General features: G+C 52.0%; 14 protein-coding genes. 8 read left to right on the top strand and 6 right to left on the bottom strand.

Going from position 1 to position 17,406, the window contains the following annotated elements:
• Nucleotides 1-246: 246 nt before the first annotated feature.
• From PsAD5_RS22700 to PsAD5_RS22690, 3 genes are all read left to right on the top strand, one after another.
• A complete protein-coding gene (locus PsAD5_RS22700; RefSeq protein ID WP_208988763.1) occupies nt 247-1,248 on the top strand; it encodes a uracil-DNA glycosylase in 1,002 nt (333 codons plus the stop codon).
• Between the two features lie 195 nt (nt 1,249-1,443).
• On the top strand, nt 1,444-2,304 hold the full coding sequence (locus tag PsAD5_RS22695) for a S49 family peptidase (RefSeq protein ID WP_063293850.1): 861 nt from the start codon (nt 1,444-1,446) through the stop codon (nt 2,302-2,304).
• 72 nt (nt 2,305-2,376) lie between these two features.
• Complete coding sequence (locus PsAD5_RS22690; RefSeq protein WP_208988762.1) at nt 2,377-2,577, top strand: hypothetical protein; 201 nt, start codon at nt 2,377-2,379, stop codon at nt 2,575-2,577.
• Nucleotides 2,578-2,663: 86 nt separating this feature from the next.
• On the opposite strand, the gene PsAD5_RS22685 is transcribed toward PsAD5_RS22690, so the two are convergent.
• Nucleotides 2,664-4,289, bottom strand: coding sequence for an FAD-binding protein (locus PsAD5_RS22685; RefSeq protein ID WP_063293766.1), 1,626 nt, complete (start codon nt 4,287-4,289; stop codon nt 2,664-2,666).
• A gap of 291 nt (nt 4,290-4,580) precedes the next feature.
• Here PsAD5_RS22685 and PsAD5_RS22680 point away from each other — a divergent pair, with 291 nt between their 5' ends.
• From PsAD5_RS22680 to glyS, 3 genes are all read left to right on the top strand, one after another.
• Nucleotides 4,581-5,537, top strand: a complete 957-nt coding sequence (locus PsAD5_RS22680) for a glycine--tRNA ligase subunit alpha (protein WP_057464861.1) — start codon at nt 4,581-4,583, stop codon at nt 5,535-5,537.
• Between the two features lie 247 nt (nt 5,538-5,784).
• Complete coding sequence (locus tag PsAD5_RS22675; protein ID WP_063293765.1) at nt 5,785-8,061, top strand: beta-glucosidase; 2,277 nt, start codon at nt 5,785-5,787, stop codon at nt 8,059-8,061.
• Between the two features lie 205 nt (nt 8,062-8,266).
• Nucleotides 8,267-10,504: a glycine--tRNA ligase subunit beta gene (glyS, locus tag PsAD5_RS22670; RefSeq protein WP_063293764.1), complete on the top strand. Its 2,238-nt coding sequence runs from the start codon at nt 8,267-8,269 to the stop codon at nt 10,502-10,504.
• 62 nt (nt 10,505-10,566) lie between these two features.
• Here the strand turns inward: glyS and PsAD5_RS22665 are convergent, their stop codons facing one another.
• Nucleotides 10,567-11,478 carry a LysR substrate-binding domain-containing protein gene (locus PsAD5_RS22665; protein ID WP_057464858.1) on the bottom strand — a complete coding sequence of 304 codons (912 nt, stop codon included), beginning with the start codon at nt 11,476-11,478 and terminating at the stop codon, nt 10,567-10,569.
• 108 nt (nt 11,479-11,586) lie between these two features.
• Here PsAD5_RS22665 and PsAD5_RS28100 point away from each other — a divergent pair, with 108 nt between their 5' ends.
• A complete protein-coding gene (locus tag PsAD5_RS28100; protein WP_162531840.1) occupies nt 11,587-11,757 on the top strand; it encodes a hypothetical protein in 171 nt (56 codons plus the stop codon).
• 25 nt (nt 11,758-11,782) lie between these two features.
• Here PsAD5_RS28100 and PsAD5_RS22660 read toward each other — a convergent pair whose 3' ends face one another.
• The 4 genes from PsAD5_RS22660 to PsAD5_RS22645 form a co-directional block, all read right to left on the bottom strand.
• On the bottom strand, nt 11,783-12,277 hold the full coding sequence (locus PsAD5_RS22660) for an Mpo1 family 2-hydroxy fatty acid dioxygenase (protein ID WP_057464857.1): 495 nt from the start codon (nt 12,275-12,277) through the stop codon (nt 11,783-11,785).
• Between the two features lie 120 nt (nt 12,278-12,397).
• Nucleotides 12,398-14,722, bottom strand: coding sequence for an NADP-dependent malic enzyme (locus tag PsAD5_RS22655; protein WP_063293763.1), 2,325 nt, complete (start codon nt 14,720-14,722; stop codon nt 12,398-12,400).
• 118 nt (nt 14,723-14,840) lie between these two features.
• Complete coding sequence (locus PsAD5_RS22650) at nt 14,841-15,521, bottom strand: ceramidase domain-containing protein (protein WP_063293762.1); 681 nt, start codon at nt 15,519-15,521, stop codon at nt 14,841-14,843.
• A 23-nt stretch (nt 15,522-15,544) separates the two neighbouring features.
• Nucleotides 15,545-16,138, bottom strand: a complete 594-nt coding sequence (locus PsAD5_RS22645; protein WP_063293761.1) for a glycosyltransferase family 2 protein — start codon at nt 16,136-16,138, stop codon at nt 15,545-15,547.
• Nucleotides 16,139-16,251: 113 nt separating this feature from the next.
• On the opposite strand from PsAD5_RS22645, the gene PsAD5_RS22640 reads away from it, so the two are divergent.
• Nucleotides 16,252-17,379, top strand: a complete 1,128-nt coding sequence (locus PsAD5_RS22640) for a PA0069 family radical SAM protein (RefSeq protein ID WP_063293760.1) — start codon at nt 16,252-16,254, stop codon at nt 17,377-17,379.
• The last annotated feature ends 27 nt before the right edge of the window (nt 17,380-17,406 follow it).

The raw sequence follows: 17,406 nt of genomic DNA, 5'->3' as shown, positions 1-17,406 counted from the left end.
ATTCCGTCAGGTACCCCATCAAAAAATCTATCTACACCTTAAGGAATTATTGTAATTTCCCCAAGTTAACGTGAACCACTTTACACTGTTCCCCATTGAGTTAGCCCATTCTCGTTTTTCTATTGGACAGTTGCGCTTTCATAATGAATATAGGGCGGACTGGGCTGCCGCCCATCCATGGTGCATTGCAAAAGAGTTATTCCCTTTCGCCTGTGCCGACCTGTGTGCCACAACTAGTAAATGGCTATGTCTGAAGTTCCTGTCGCAAATGCCGCCGAGCTGGAGGCTTATCTGGAGTTTTTAAGCGCCGTCGGCGTCGACTGTGCGTTGGAAGATGCTCCAGTGGACCGCTTTGCGCAAACTCAGAGCCAGATGGAAAAGCAGGTGCAGACCCGCCCTGCTCCGCAGCAGAACATCGCTCCAGTCAGCTCGTTCAGCGCACCAGAGCCAGCACCGTCACAGTCCAAAAACCTCAGTGTTTCACCTGCTGAAATGGCCCGTAACCTGCGCGAGAATGGCGTCTCCGCAGATGCCAAGCAGGAAGCGAAGAAGATTCTGGAACGGCAGCGCGCTGCCAAGGAAGCAGCTATTACGACGTCTACACCAACTGCGGTGACAGACGCGAATGCTGTTATTCCGAATGCCGAAACAGTTGGTTCGGCCAGAACCGCCGCAGGTTCGGCGCAGTCACTTGATGAGCTTCGGAAAATCCTTGCAGTGTTTGAGGGCTGTAATCTGCGACTGACAGCAAAGAACCTTGTGTTTGGGGATGGAAGTTCCAAAGCACGCATCATGTTTGTTGGGGAAGCTCCAGGACGCGAAGAGGACATTCAGGGCGTGCCATTCGTGGGGCGTTCGGGTCATCTGCTGGACCGGATGTTGAAAGCTGCCGGACTTGACCGGTCAATGGTTTACATTGCCAACGTGGTTCCATGGCGTCCACCGGGAAACCGTACCCCTACTCCGCATGAAACGGAAATTTGCCGTCCGTTCATTCAGCGGCAGATTGAGCTGGTTGATCCGGAGATTGTTGTTTTCCTCGGGGCGGCCTCTGCCAAGACGCTCAGCGGTGCCCGTGACGGTATTCGCAAGCTGCGTGGGAAATGGCTGAGCTATGGCGGCGAGGGTACTCAGCGCAAGGCGATCGCGACTTATCACCCTGCTTATCTTCTGCGCAGTCCTGCTGAGAAAAGATATGCCTGGCGAGACATGCTCCAGATTCGTGCCGAGCTTGAAACAACCGAGTAATCCCCACTATTTTGATGAGGCTCTCTGAGTTCTCAAGGTGTAGATTTGTTATGAGGATCACACTGTTGCGTTTTATTGCGTAAATTGCCATTTCTTTTGGCAAAAGCTCTTCTCTCCTGATGATTGCTGCCTATATTGGATGAAGTTGGTTACCCCAACGACATACAAGTTATCGACGCAAAGGAGAATTTAGAGTTGTTGAACAAGCTGCGCAGCTACCTTCCGGGCAAATTGGGCAAAGTAAGACCTATCGTACCCGTCGTCCGTTTGCATGGTGCTATTGGTGCTGCATCTCCATTGAAATCAGGTTTGAACCTGAGCAGTGTTGAAGACGCGCTAGAAATAGCTTTCAGCTTTAAAGAAGCTCCGGCTGTTGCCTTGTCCATCAACTCACCTGGCGGTTCGCCGGTTCAATCTCATCTCATCTTCAAACGCATTCGTCAGCTGGCTGATGAAAACAACAAGCAAATTCTTGTTTTTGTAGAAGATGTTGCTGCATCTGGCGGCTACATGATTGCACTGGCTGGTGATGACATCATTGTTGACCCGTCCTCTATTGTTGGATCCATCGGTGTCGTATCTGCCGGGTTTGGCTTTACGGAGCTTCTGGAGAAAACTGGCGTTCAGCGCCGTGTTTATGCCAGCGGAGACAAGAAGGTCACACTGGACCCGTTCTCACCGGAAGTTAAAGAGGACATTGAGCACCTCAAAACATTGCAGCACGAAATCCATGAGATGTTCATCGACATGGTGAAGAGCCGCCGCGGTGACGTGCTGAGCGATGACGAAAACCTATTTTCCGGCTTGTTCTGGACTGGAGCCAAAGCGCGTGATCTGGGCCTCGTAGATGGTCTGGGCGATCTGCACTCCACGATCCATGAACGGTACGGCAAAGAAACCAAAGTGAAATTTGTTGGCACCAAAAAGCGCTTTCTTAGCCGCTTTATTCCCGGAGCGAACCTTCAGGGAGGTCTGAATGAGGCTGCTGGCACATTGCCTGCTGCTACACTTGCTACCCTGGAAGAAAAAAGCCTTTGGGCAAAGTTTGGTCTTTAAGCAATCTCCATAGGATTGCCTAAATTGCCAGAAATAACAATGCTTCACATAAGTGATGGAAGGAAAATGCAGATGACTGAGGTATTAGGAACTGTTGCTTTGATTGCAGGTGGATATGCTCTTTACAAAGCCGTAAAGAAAGAAATTTCCAATATGGCATTCAAGAAACAGCCTGCCTATGCAACTGCTCGCAAGCGTCCGGTTGACCCAGCATATACGCGTCTGGTTGAAGATCCGGCTACTGGCAAATACCGCCCTGTAAACAACTACTAAGAGCCGTGCTCTAGTCTTTGACTGGCAGGTGCCCGCATGACGTTTGGTCTGCGGGCCTGGTGACGTGGTAATGTTGCACGTATTCCTTATTTAACAGGAATAGACTGCGCGCTAGCAAACCAGTTTTGCGGATTCCAGTTTGATTTTATTGCCCGCAGGTTTCGATCTGCCGGACCTGTATCGTAATTTTCCAGAAAATAGAGATACATGGCATGATCTATGCCGGGTGAGTTCTCCCCATTTACTCCCAAACATGAATCTGGATAGTTGAAGTAACAACCGTCAACAATGTCGTCTGGATCGTTTCGTGGATCAGGAAAACCGCCATACTTGGCGTAAACATCAGCATACATTTCGTTGATCCAGCCAACATGGGCTTCCTCAAGCTGCTTGTTATCCTGTCCAATTGCCGCGTCATTGTCCCAATAGGTTTGGTATTGCAGTTTCATGATTGAGCTGCGTTGTGCGATTGGCGTTGCTGTGCTGGAGACCTGATTTATTGCACAGCCGTAACTGTCAATCTGGCACAGGCTCTGGCTCATATCGCTCAATGACACTCCATCCGGGACCTTCTGCAGATGCTCATGAAGCGCGGCGACCATGTCGTCAGTGAAGCCTTTCTTCATGTAAGCTGATTTGTATTTTCCAAACTGATTTGGACCGGAACCATTTGTGTTTTGAACGCCTTCCAGAAACGTGAAACGGCGAAGCTGGGCCGTTGCACTCACAGGACTGATAGCCTTTGCAGTGCCGTGCCATGGATGCCCGTTTATGGGCCCCGGCTCGGTTGATAGTCTTGTTATCTCGCCCAGTGTTTTCTTCTGGTCTTTGATCCTGTCATTCAAATAGGCCTCATACTCCTGTCCTTGAACCCCGAGTGATGGGGCATCAAAATAATAGGATGCGAAAACCATTTTCCCAGCAGCAAGATGGTTCGCATGGAATATGCCAAAGCTGGGCCACTTGGATTTGTCTCCGTCCTGCCCTTCCTGTGAGAACTGGGTGAAGTTGTCCAATAGTTGCTTGAGGACAGGTTCTGTGATGAGCAGGTTTCCATTTTCATCCTGCCAATCAAATGAAAACGCGGTGGTGTAAAGATATTGCGGTGCTTTCGGAGTGTCCTGGAAATAGTAGCGGGTGATAATGCCGAAGTTTCCTCCACCACCGCCACAGATCGCCCAGAACAGATCCGGGTGGTTCACAGGAGAAACTTTCTCATAGAGTTCAGGCGTTGGAGCCCCTTGAGGCATGATCACCACGTCCACTGCAGACAGGTAATCAACGGTCAATCCAAATGCGCGGGAAAAGAGACCATACCCACCGCCAGTGATGTGCCCGCCTAGTCCAACTGAATAGCAGCTGCCCGCTGGCAATGTGGTATCAAACATGTTGTTGAACATGCGATACATATCCCAGTTTCCAAAGCCGACATCGATGTAATACCCGTAGTTTGGATCACTGCCCACACCGCGTAGCCCGGTCAGATCGATGATGTATTTTGTGCCCGCATTGTAGACGAAGTTCTCATAGCAGTGGCGACCACAGGTAATTTGCAGTTCGCCTGCCTTTGCTCCTGACGCAATCACCTCTCTCCAAGCGGCTGTTACTTCTGCAGCTGAGGCAGGGGCGTAGACGCGTTTCAGACTTGGCGCATACCAGCGGCGGTCAAATCCTTGACGATCACTCAGAACAGGCAGGCGGGACATCACCATCGGTACGCTCTCCAGCTTTTATGCAGACTACAATGACCCTGCCACTAAATAAGCTTTTTCCCGGGCTCAATATCCTTGATATTGTGGGGTATGGGCCTGCGCCGAAACACAGCTGCGTTTCCGGAAATGAGCATGAGAAGAGTAATCCGCCTTACTCCCCGTCTTTTTCACAAAATATCTTTGATTTTTCAGGAATGCTTGACCTTCCCTGTTTGACGTGGCACCTGTGCCTCAACTTGGATTTTGCGCCGTTTCGGTGCAGTACATTTTGGATTTTCAGGAAACACTCCCATGTCTAGTGAAGCCGTTCCGGCACATATGCAGCCAACCAAGTCCTTTCAGGGTCTCCTCATGACTCTCCAGAGATTCTGGGCCGATCAGGGCTGCGTTATTGTGCAGCCATATGACATGGAAGTCGGCGCAGGCACTTCCCATCCATCAACAACACTGCGTTCGCTTGGACCTCGTCCATGGAAAGTGGCGTATGTGCAGCCATCTCGCCGTCCTACCGATGGTCGCTATGGCGAAAATCCAATGCGCTTGCAGCACTACTATCAGTTTCAGGTTATGCTGAAGCCTTCTCCTGCGAACCTTCAGGAGCTGTATCTGGCTTCCTTGCGTGCAATCGGCATTGATACAGAAATCCATGACATTCGCTTCGTTGAGGATGACTGGGAGAACCCGACACTTGGCGCATGGGGCCTTGGTTGGGAATGCTGGTGTGACGGCATGGAAGTTTCTCAGTTCACATACTTCCAACAAGTAGCTGGTTTTGAATGTAAGCCAGTTGCTGGTGAGTTGACTTATGGTCTTGAGCGCATTGCCATGTATGTTCAGGGTGTCGACAATGTTTACGACCTGAACTTCAACGGCCTTGAAGGCGACGAGAAGGTCACGTATGGCGATGTGTTCCTGCAGGCCGAGCAGGAATATTCCCGTCATAACTTCGAGCATTCCGACACTGAAATGCTGTTCCGCCATTTTGCGGACCATGAGCGCGAGTGTAAGCGTCTGCTGGCAGCAAGCGCAGAAGCGATGGAGAAAGCTGGCGATGGCCTGCAGAAGGTTGTTATGCCTGCTTATGACCAAGCGCTTAAATGCTCCCACGTGTTCAACCTGCTTGATGCGCGCGGTGTCATTTCCGTAACCGAGCGGCAGAGCTATATTCTGCGTGTGCGTGAACTTTCCAAAGCTTGTGGTGCAGCCTTCCTGCAGACCGAAGCTGGTGGTGTGGGCTACAAAGGCTAGTCCCAGTCAACATGATGAATTCTTAGTGCCGGGGCAGAAATGCCTCGGCATTTTTTGTTGTCACTTCTCTGCCCTACGACTCCTTGAAAGATGCCTGCTGATAATCAGTAGGTTTTCAGGACTGCAATCAAACGGATATTTTTAAAGCGATATCCTGTTTGATTTGCCAATCACTCCCCCGTTGCCAGCTGCCTGCGTATCTATGCGCTGATCCAAATTGGGGTGCATTCGCGGAGTTCTCTGTTCCATGACTGTCGAAAGTACCGAAGCGCACGAAGATGGCACTGCAGCAGCCTCTTCCGTCCCTCCACCTGAGATGACTGTTCAACCTTCCTCCACGCAAAACCTGAGTGATGAGCAGATCGCCAATGCGATTGTTTCGCGGTTGAGCCGTGATGACAAACTGGCCATGCGAGACGGTGATCAGGCCTTCTGGCCGGGCGTTCGAGACATGATGAAGAGCGGCTCTCAATCCGGTCCGTGGGCAGCGGGGGCGTTGCCAGAGCATCACTTGCCGGGTGTTCATTATACAGAAGGCTCACGCGGGATCGTGCTGAAGGGTGCCACAACGTTTCCTACAGTGATTGCAAGAGCGGCAACCTTTGACCCTGAACTGGAAGAACGGATTGGCGCAATCATTGGATATGAGATGCGCGCCTTTGGTGGCACGTTGTTTGGGGGTGTGCCACTTAACCTGATGCGCCATCCGGCATGGGGACGAGCACAGGAATCTTATGGTGAAGACAGCTTCCTGATCGGCGCAATGGGATCAGCTCTCGTTCGCGGTGTTCAACAACATGGCATGGCATGCATCAAGAACTTTGCTCTGGCATCCATGGAACACTCCAAGCTTTCCCTCAATGTTACAGTGGGACAGCGAGCACTCTATGAGGTGTATCTTCCTCACTTCAGGAAGGCGGTTGAGGCTGGTGCAGCGGCTGTCATGACGTCCTACAGCTCCATCAATGGCGAGCTTTGCGGACACAACAAAGAGCTTCTCAGTCAACTGCTGAAAACAGATTGGGGGTTTAAGGGGTTTGTGCTGAGTGACTTCCTGTTCGGCATACGCAATGCGAGGGAGGCTGCTCTTGCCGGCATGGATCTGGAGATGCCGTTCCAACTGCACTTTCACCAGCACCTGTCGGAACTGATTGATGATGGAGAGATCTCCGAGGCAGCATTGGATGACGCCTGTTACAGGCTTATTTTGCAACAGCTCCGAGTGCTGCGGAAAGGCCATTACGAGAAGACCCGCGTTGGCTGCGCTGAATTTAGATCTGTTGCGCAGGAGGCCGCTGAGAAGTCGACTGTGCTCCTGAAGAACGAAGGTGGATTTCTACCTCTTAAGGACATTCAAAGTATTGGTGTTATTGGGCGTTTGGCGAGTGTGGCTAATACAGGCGACAAAGGAACGAGTGATACACAGCCGACACATATAACCACGCCGCTCGCAGGCCTTCGTTCCTACTACAAACACAAGATCGACATCTGGCAGGACAGAGGCCAGAACATCAATCGCGCCCTCCAGATCGCAAAACGAGCGGATGCCGTTGTGCTGGTGGTCGGGAATGACCACAGCCGTGAAGGTGAATGGGTCTCCGCTGATCTGGCAGCACGCTTTCATGAGGTTCTTCCTCAACCTCGGAACCGTGAAGAAGCGAAGATTGCCTCTCAATTTTTACGCGCATTTGGTGGTGGAGGTTCTGCAGGCAAATCTCAGGAGTCCGGAGGAGCTGAAGACGGTTATGGTTCCGGCGACAGGCAGAGCCTTCGTCTGCCTCCGCACGATATTGAATTGATTAAGCAAGTCTGTGCCGCAAATTCCAACTGTGTCGTGGTTGTTATGGGTGGCGGCACTATTTTGATGAATGAATGGCAGGATAAACCTGCTGCCATCTTGCTGCATTGGTATCCAGGGATGGAAGGTGGAACTGCACTTGCCCGAATTCTATCCGGCGAAGTCTCCCCCAGTGGCAAGCTGCCGTTTGTCATCCCACGACGAGAAAGTGACCTGCCTGACTTTGATCGCAATGCGCGTAAAGTGATCTATGACCTTTGGCATGGATACAGGAAACTGGACAAAGATGATGTCACACCGGCGTATCCTTTCGGGTTTGGTCTGAGCTACTCTCAATTCCATTATTCGGAACTTGTTGTTACACCTCCTGATGAGCTCCTTACTGGTAGCATTGAGGTTCAGTTTTCCATCGCCAATATCGGGCAGGTTGAGGCGGAAGAAGTTTCGCAAGTTTATATTGCTCCTAAAGGGTCCGCAGTAGAACGCGCTAAACAGGAGCTGAAGAGCTTCCAGCGTCTTCGTATTCCAGCTGGTGAAAGCAGACAGGTGACTGTCTCCATCCCGATTGAGGAGCTTGCGATATTTGATAGTGAGCGCAACCAGATGGTGGTTGAGCGCATCGTCTATGAAGTGGTTGTGGGCAGCTCCAGTCAGGATCCCAACAACCTGCGACTGGAACTCGACCTGTTTGGCGAACTTAATGAAACTACTGAGGAACCTGCGTAGACGGGCTTAGATTATCTCAGCACTACAAAGTCTGATGCAAGGCAGCTGTTCACACCCCTGTTGATTGGTTGTGCCCGGCTGATGTTTTTTGCCCAATTACGGTTCCGCGCTGCCTATTGGGGGTGACAATGCCCTTGAGTATTGCTAGGCACTATCCACCTTAGAAATTCGCGATTGATTGACCAGTTAAAGGCGTCGTTCACCAATGCCAGATCTTCTCCTCGAACTCTTTAGCGAGGAAATTCCTGCCCGCATGCAGCGTCGTGCGGCTGAGGATTTGAAATCCCTCCTGACCAATGCTCTTGTTGATGCAGGTGTAACCTATGAAGGCGCGAAGGCTTATGCCACTCCACGCCGCCTGACACTGCACATTGCTGGCTTGCTTGCAGGTTCCAAAGCAACCCGTGAAGAGCGGAAGGGCCCGCGCGTTGGCTCACCTGAGAAAGCATTGGCCGGATTCCTGCGTGGCGCAGGCCTTTCTTCTATTGACGACGCTGAAATTCAAAATGACCCGAAAAAGGGTAATTTTTACGTCGCTATTATCGAAAAGCCAGGTCGGAAGACCGAGGATATTGTTGCTGACGTAATGCCAGACATCATTCGCAACTTCCCTTGGCCAAAGTCTCAGCGCTGGGGTTCGGGTAGCTTGCGCTGGGTTCGCCCGCTGCACTCAATCGTTTGTACCTTTGGCCCAGAGACTGAAGAGCCAGAAGTTATTCCGTTTGAAGTTGATGGTATCAAATCAGGCCAGACCACCTATGGTCACCGCTTTATGGCACCTGAGGCAATCGAAGTGCGCCGCCTGGAAGACTATATGTCCAAGCTGGAAGCTGCCAAGGTTGTGCTTGATGCGGACCGCCGCAAAGACATCATCGATGTAGATGCGAAAAACGCGGCTATGGCGCTTGGTCTTGAACTGGTTGAAGATGCTGGCCTTCTTGACGAAGTATCCGGCCTCAACGAGTGGCCGACCGTGCTTATCGGTTCCTATGACGAGAGCTTCCTTCAGCTGCCTGACGAAGTCATTCAGCTCACCATTAAGGTGAACCAGAAGAACTTCGTGCTGAGCGATCCAGCCACATCTCGCCTCTCCAACAAGTTTGCATTGACTACGAATATCGTTGCAAAAGATGGTGGGACCAAGATCATTGCTGGTAACGAAAAGGTTGTTTCTGCACGCCTTGCCGACGCAAAGTTCTTCTGGGAAACGGACCTGAAAACCAAGCTGGACAGCAACGTCTCCAAGCTGCAGGACATCGTGTTCCACGAGAAGCTGGGCACTGTGGCTGCCCGTGTTGATCGCCTTGAGCGTCTTGCTGCGGAAATCGCTCCACTTGTTGGTGCTGATATCGAGCAGACCAAGCGTGCTGCACGTCTTGCGAAAGCTGACCTCGTTTCTGCAATGGTTTTCGAGTTCCCTGAGCTGCAAGGCCTGATGGGTCGCTACTATGCAGAAGCACAGGGCGAAGATGCTGCTGTTTCTCAGGCGATTGAAGATCACTACAAGCCAGCTGGCGCGTCTGATGATGTACCAGTATCACCTGTTTCCATCGCTGTTGCTTTGGCAGACAAACTGGACATTCTTGCTGGCTTCTGGGCAATCGACGAGAAGCCAACCGGATCCAAAGATCCATTTGCGCTGCGCCGTGCTGCTTTGGGTGTTATCCGCCTTGTGCTGGAAAACGACCTGCGCCTGCCACTGCGTGATGTTCTGGTTCAGAGCCTGCGCCGCAACCTTGCAGACATTGCAGCTGCACGCGGTGAAAGTGCGCTCTCGGATCTTCCATTCATCGGCAAAGGCAAAACCGGCGAAGGCGTTGTTAAAGACATCTTCTCCATGGTCTCCAAAGCGGCTGACGTGGTGCTGGCAAACGTTTCCGACAAGATCCCTGAGACCTCTCTGGAATCAGGTCTGATTGATGATCTGCTCAGCTTCTTCGCAGACCGCATGAAGGTGGTTCTGAAAGACAAAGGCGTGCGTCATGATTTGGTTGACGCGGTTCTGGCTCGTGGTGGTCAGGATGATATCAATCTGATCGTGAAACAGGCAGAAGCTCTTGCTGGATTGCTGGGCAGCGAAGACGGGGTCAACCTGCTGGCAGGTTACAAGCGTGCTGCAAACATTCTGCGTGCGGAAGAAAAGAAGGACGGCAAGGCCTTTACAGGCAAGCCTGATGCTGCTCTGCTGGAAGAACAGGCAGAAAAAGACTTGGCAGCTGCGCTGGATAGCGTTCTGGCTGAAATCAAGCCGCTGCTTGATGCTGCTGACTTCTCCGCTGCAATGGCTGCTCTTGCCAAACTGCGCGGTCCTGTTGACGGCTTCTTTGACGACATCCACGTGAATGCTGAAAAGCCGGAGGTTCGCGAGAACCGTCTGAAGATCCTTTCTGAAATTCGTGCAGCTGTTCATCAGGTCGCTGATTTCTCAAAGATCGCTGGCTAAGCTAACACCATAAGACATTTTAAAGCCCGGGACTCGCTTGAGTTACCGGGCTTTTTATTTGATTAGACTTTGACAGCTTTTTCGTATTCAACCGCTGTTTGTGCGATTTCTTCTTTCAGCCAATCCCGCAGCTTGCGAACACTAGGACTGCGCAAGGCCCCTTCCCTGCAGATGAACCAGTAGGATCGTCCTGTTGAACAGCGGTGACCGAACGGAATCTTCAGCTGACCCTGCTTCACAGCATTGGCAACCAGCGTATCCCAGCCCAAGAACACGCCGTGGCCTGCAATTGCAGCATCCATGCAGAGGGATGCGTTGGAGAAGCCGTGACCTCTTGGAAGCTGACTTTCTTTGAGACCAAACGGGGCCAGCCAGTCGCTCCAACGGTAATAGGAGTTATAGTCGCGGATGATCACTTCATTCAGAAGATCCCGTGGCTCTTTGAGGCGCTCTGCGATCTCAGGAGAGCAGACCGGATAGATGAAGTGCTCACACAGGCGCTCTGAGTAAACATCATCAGGCGCTCGTTTATGGACGCGGACACAGGCGTCTACATCGGAGTGATTGAGGTTCACTAACTGGTCGTTGGCATCCAGCCTGAGATTGATGTCCGGATTTGCCTTCATAAAACTGCTCAGGCGCCAGACCAGCCATTTCTCAGCCAACAGCGGAGCTACAGATAGAAAGAGGCTTTCTTCTCTGTCCCGGTCTGCCAATGCAACAGCCTCTGAGATCTGCTTCAAGCCTGATGTGAGTTCGTGACAAATCTCGGCGCCAAGGCTTGTCAGCTTCAATCCGCCTGTCTCTCGAGTGAACAGCGGGCGGCCCAACTGATGCTCGGTTTTGTGCAGTTGCTGGCTGACGGCGCCGGACGTAATGCCCAACTCTTCAGCCGCATTTTTCAGGGAGCCCAGGCGCCCGACGGCTTCAACAACGCGAAGGCCAGCGAGGCTGACTTGATTGAGATTTTTCATCGAGGACAGTTCCGAGCAGTAAATCTAAACCGGGGTTTAGTTATTCCAGATAGCACTTGCAATGCAATTGACGCATTGTCGCTCCATCAAGTCACAAAGGAAATGACAATGAAAAATCTTTTTAAAGATCTGTTGCGCGGAAAATCCCCCCGAAAGACCAAAGCAGCTGCAGGCTCAAAGCCTTATTGTGCTGACCCACTTTCACACCCTGCTCTTCAGCGAATGGATACCCGCGAAATTGGTGATGTTTACATCAACCCAGAAAAAACGCTGCCTTAAGAGCAGCGTTTTTTAATTTTGTCCCTCAATACGGGATGCCAATCTTTTTAAAAATGAAATGCATAAGCCAGGCAGGTCCAACCAACAGGAACTGCAGATCTTTAAAGAAAGACGGCTTTTTCCCCTCAATATGATGGCCGATAAACTGGCCGACCCAAGCAATCACAAACACTGCCAATGCTGTCTGCCAGAGTGGGATGCCAAGCCCAAACTGCTGATAAGTCATGTTAATCCAGATCATCAACGCTGAGAAAACGGCCATACCGATTGCCAGTGTGATGGACAATGACAGGTAGTAGATGATCGATAACCCCAGCCCGATCGTGCACCAGTTCAGCCACGGCGAGATGTTCGACAACCCGATCGGTGTTGGAACAGACCATAGCAATGCGGTTACCGTCCAGAAAATGACCGGCACACAGATCCAGTGAATGGCTTTGTTTTTGTGATTTTGGTGGCTTTCGCCGTACTCGCCCAGCAGGCGATCAATGCGACGCCCGGTCGCTTCTGAAAAGCTCATACTACCCTCCCCGTAATATCAAGCGGTATCAATGCAATCAGCATGCCGTAAGGGGAAGGTATTTTCAAGCTGACAAAACTTCGGCGGGCATATTAACCAGTGCCCGCCGAAGGAGTTGTTTTAGCTATGTGGTGCCAGGCAAACGCCTGCATTCTGCTTACGGCATTGTGCATCAACAGCTGAAAGTGCTGTCATATTTACGATGCCGCGTGAGGTCACGGATGGCGTAATGATGTGAGCGGTTTTCTTCGCGCCCAGCAAAATTGGACCAACATGAAGCGCGTCTGTCATTGCTTTGATGAGGTTCAATGCGATGTTGGAGGCGTCCAGAGTTGGGAACACCAGCAGGTTCGCAGGACCGGAGATATGCGCATCTGGCATGTAGCGTTTCAGGATTTCCGGCTTCAACGCAGCATCACCATGCATTTCACCTTCAGCTTCCAGCTCTGGCAGCTGTTTCCAAACCATCTGCAGGGCTTCCCGCATCTTGTTGGAGGTTTCTGACGGACGGGAGCCGAAGTTGGAGTGGGACAGCAGCGCAACACGCGGTGTGATGCCGAAGCGCTTGATCTGCTCAGACGCCAGATGCGTGATCTCTGCGATCTCTTCAGCGGATGGACACTCAGTGACATAAGTATCTGCAAGGAAGTACGCGCCGCTGGAGTTGATCAGCAGTGAGAGCGTTGAGAAATCCGTTACACCTTCGGAACAACCAATGATGTTGTTGATGTCACGCAGGTGCTTGTCAAAGCGGCCTTCGAGGCCTGTGATCAGCGCATCAGCTTCTTCTCTATGCAACGCCAGGGCACCAATGACAGTGGAGTTTGTACGCACCATCGTTCTGGCAGCTTCCGGCGTTACGCCTTTACGGCCAACCAGTTGCACCAGTGTGTCAACATAGGAACGGTAGCGTGGATCGTCTTCCGGGTTCACAAACTCAAAATCTGTGCCCGGACGGATCCGCAGGCCGAAGCGCTCACAGCGGTTTTCCAGAACCTGCGGACGACCAATGAGGATTGGTGTCGCGAGGCCCTCTTCCAGCACCACCTGAGCGGCGCGCAGCACGCGTTCGTCTTCACCATCAGCGTAGATAACGCGCTGCTTATCTGCCTTTGCCTGCGCGATGATTGGCTTCATCACCATGCCGGAGCGGAACACGAAACGGTTCAGCTTATCCATGTAGGCGTCGAAATCTTCGATCGGGCGGGTTGCGATGCCAGTTTCCATGGCAGCTTTTGCAACAGCAGGGGCAATGCGCAGGATCAGGCGGTTATCGAACGGGGATGGAATGAGGTAATTCGGGCCGAATGTGTGGGTGACACCGCCGTAGGCTTTGGCCACCACATCGGTCGGTTCTTCCCGTGCCAGAGCGGCAATTGCCTCAACAGCGGCCAGCTTCATTTCTTCGTTGATGGCCGTTGCTCCAACATCCAGAGCGCCGCGGAAGATGTATGGGAAGCAGAGGACGTTATTCACCTGGTTCGGGTAATCCGAACGGCCTGTACACATGACCACATCGTCACGAACAGCCAGTGCATCTTCCGGCATAATTTCCGGGTTCGGGTTGGCAAGGCCCATCACCAGAGGGCGTTTTGCCATCTTGGCGACCATCTCTGGCTTCAGCACTCCAGCTGCTGACAAGCCGATGAAGACATCAGCGCCTTCGATGATATCATCCAGCGTGCGCTTGTCGGTTTTCTGCGCGAATACGGATTTCCATTCATCCATAAGGGCTTCGCGGCCCTCATAAACAACGCCCTCAATGTCAGAAACCCAGATGTTCTCGCGCTTTACACCGGAGGACACCAACAGGTTAAGACAGGCCAGCGCTGCAGCGCCCGCACCGGAAGCAACGACTTTAATCTCATCCAGCTTTTTACCGGAGAGCTCCATGCCATTGCGCACCGCAGCTGACACGATGATCGCGGTACCGTGCTGATCATCATGGAAAACCGGGATATTCATTCTTTCGCGCAGGCGTTTCTCGATCTGGAAACACTCTGGCGCTTTAATGTCTTCCAGGTTGATGCCGCCGAAGGTTGGCTCCAAAACGCCAACTGCATCAACGAACTTATCAACGTTGGTCTCGTCAACTTCGATGTCGAATACATCAATGCCAGCGAACTTTTTGAAGAGGACAGCCTTACCTTCCATCACCGGCTTGGATGCCAGAGGACCAATCGCGCCTAAACCCAGAACCGCGGTACCATTGGAGATGACACCAACAAGGTTTTGACGTGCGGTATAGTCAGCCGCTTTTGACTCATCCTTATGGATTGCCAAACACGGAGCAGCCACACCCGGAGAATAGGCAAGCGCCAAATCTCGCTGGTTTCCCAATGGCTTAGTTGCCTGAATTTCCAATTTACCCGCGCGCGGATACTCATGGTAAAAGAGCGCTTGTTCATCGAGTTCGCCGGAGGTAGGGCGTTTTTTGTCCGTCATCGTCTATTCTTGCCTGACCGAGTGAATGAGCGGCTCGCCACCGGGAATCACTATGACTTCCGGTTCAGATGTCGCAGTTTTGCAAAACCTAGACCATCGCCTAGGATTTTGCAGTATCTCAATACGTCTTAAAGCGTATAAATGCGCGAATTAGAATAAGCAAAACAATTGCATTCAAAATATGCCACAAGGAATGTGTTCCAACTGGCAAAATCGAGCAAATTGGTTCGTCCAAAATCCGGAAACTCATCGAAAGTGCGAAGACCGCTCCTGCGGCTAACAGAGCGTTGGATGTTTGCCTGTTTTTGCTGCGGGTCAGGCCTGCAAAAAGCAGGATTGCGAGGAGTGCTGGGAAGTAGCCAGCGGTGGATCCAAGCATCCCCTCAAACAGCCTTGGGCCAAATGCCATTGCCCCAAAGAAGAGCAGCGTTGCGCCCAGTGATATCAAGAGGTTGGCACCTATATATCGACGCGTGGCAAGGTAGAAGTAAACCAGCATGAAGATCGCAATCGGGATGACATCAGCCAGCATAGACCAGAGGGTTGCGAAGGTGTGGAATAGGAACGACCCGATCCCGATGATAATCAACAAAGCGATGAGAACCAGCGCTGCGTTATCTTGTGCGTTGGTTTGCGTTGAATGCGTTTTTTTTGCGTTGCTGCGTGCGTTCAACCAGAATTGAAGGGCAATCAGCGCGGCAATAATAAAAGCAGCGTTGCTCACTGCATTGAGTGGCTCAGACCAGAATGCAGCGGAGGTGCGCTCGCAGTATTGGTTCAGGTGTCGATTCCAATCCATGAGCCCTCCAAGCTGGTACCGCGTTATTTCGTCGTATTTTGAAAGATCACTGTACCGTTCAACCAATGGACCCGGCTAGCCCTCAAAACCTTCTGGAGCTGAGCCTGCCGGTTCACTCCTGAGGCGTTCGCCAGAGCTTGTTGCAGGTGGTCTTTGTGGATCAGCATGGGGAGCTGGTGGCATGACGCTTTCAGCAAGCGATGCGTGAGGGTGATAAGTTTCTGCTTGAGTTGTGCCACAGTGCCGAATTCTTCTGTGCGGCTGGGAAACACAGCAACTAGATTCTGCTCAGTTCCGACCCGCTCCGCGCGCTCTATGAAGGATGCGGCTTCTGCCTGCCAGCCCGCTTGCAGAATAGCGCCGGGTTGGATGAGCAAAACCCAGTTGGAACGGGTGCACCGTTTGAGCCCTTCTGCCAGAGCGAAACCAGATTTTGAGGTGGCGCTGACGAAATCCGCACCGCTGGCATCCGCGACAATCTCGGTCCCATCAGATGAGCCTTCGTCGGTGATAATAACTTCTTTCAGGATGCCTTCTGCGGAAGCCGGGACCAGAGCGGACAGGGTGAGCACCAGCCGGTGCTCGCTGTTATAGGTGGGAATAAGTGCGCTAATCATTCCAACAGCTTACAGTGATTTGCCTTAGCTTTGGAAAGTAAAGGCTTGCAAATCCAGATATTTTGAGCAATGTTCCACTTATGTTCTCATAAGAAGATGAAAGTGCATGCCCCATGTCAACTGCACAAAATCACAGGGCCGAAACTGAGGCCGCTGATCCTTTGGGATCTTCGCTTCCGGTCAACATGACAGGTCGGGGCCGTGCGGCACATTCCAACAAGGCTGGCCGGTTTGAGGCGGAAAGCCGGGAACTGATGGATGACGGCTGGGGAACAATTGATGAACTTCCGCCGATCAAGACAGAAGTGCAGATTGAAACTGCACGGCATGTGATCACCAAGAACAGCTCTCCTGACCTGCCTTTTGATCGCTCGATCAATCCGTATCGGGGCTGTGAGCATGGCTGCATCTACTGCTTTGCGCGGCCAACCCATGCGTATATGGGCCTGTCGCCAGGGCTGGATTTTGAAAGCCGCTTGTTTGCCAAGCCCAATGCAGCACAGGTGCTGGAGCGGGAGCTGGGTGCATCCTCTTATCAACCCAAACCCATTGCGATTGGCACCAACACTGATCCCTATCAGCCGATTGAACGCACGCACAAAATCATGCGCGATGTTCTGGAGGTGTTGAACAAGACGGGCCATCCGGTGACCATTGTCACCAAGTCAGCGCTGGTCATGCGGGATATCGATATTCTTAGCGAAATGGCAGAGCGTAATCTGGCAAAGGTGGCAATTTCTGTGACCACACTGGACAGGAAGATCGCGCGGAGCCTTGAACCACGCGCGTCAACGCCGCCTCGCCGTTTGCAAGCAATCAAAGCACTGTCTGATGCGGGTATTCCAACCGCTGTGCTGGCAGCTCCAATCATTCCCGGACTGACGGATCATGAACTTGAGAGCATTCTTGAGGTTTGTAAGGAGCATGGTGCGACAGAGGCCAGTTACATTTTGCTGCGCCTTCCTCGCGAGGTTTCTGAACTCTTCAAGGAATGGCTTTTGCGGGAGGCTCCGGGCAGTTACCGGCGTGTGCTGAGCCTTTTGCGTTCCATGCGTGATGGAAAAGACTATGACGCTCAGTGGACGCAGCGCTTCAAGGGTAAAGGTCCTTACGCTGACCAGCTGGCAAAGCGCTTTCAGCTGGCGTGCAAGAGCAAGGGTTTATCCTCGCGCTCAATGAAGTTGTCCTGTGACCATTTCATCAAACCAACTTGCGGCGGTGTGCAGCTTTCATTGCTGTAGACGAGGCGTGTTTTGATGCTTGAAAGC

The sequence above is a fragment of the Pseudovibrio sp. Ad5 genome (genome assembly GCF_001623095.1).
Lineage (GTDB): Bacteria > Pseudomonadota > Alphaproteobacteria > Rhizobiales > Stappiaceae > Pseudovibrio.
This window is presented reverse-complemented; position numbering and strand designations above follow the sequence as displayed.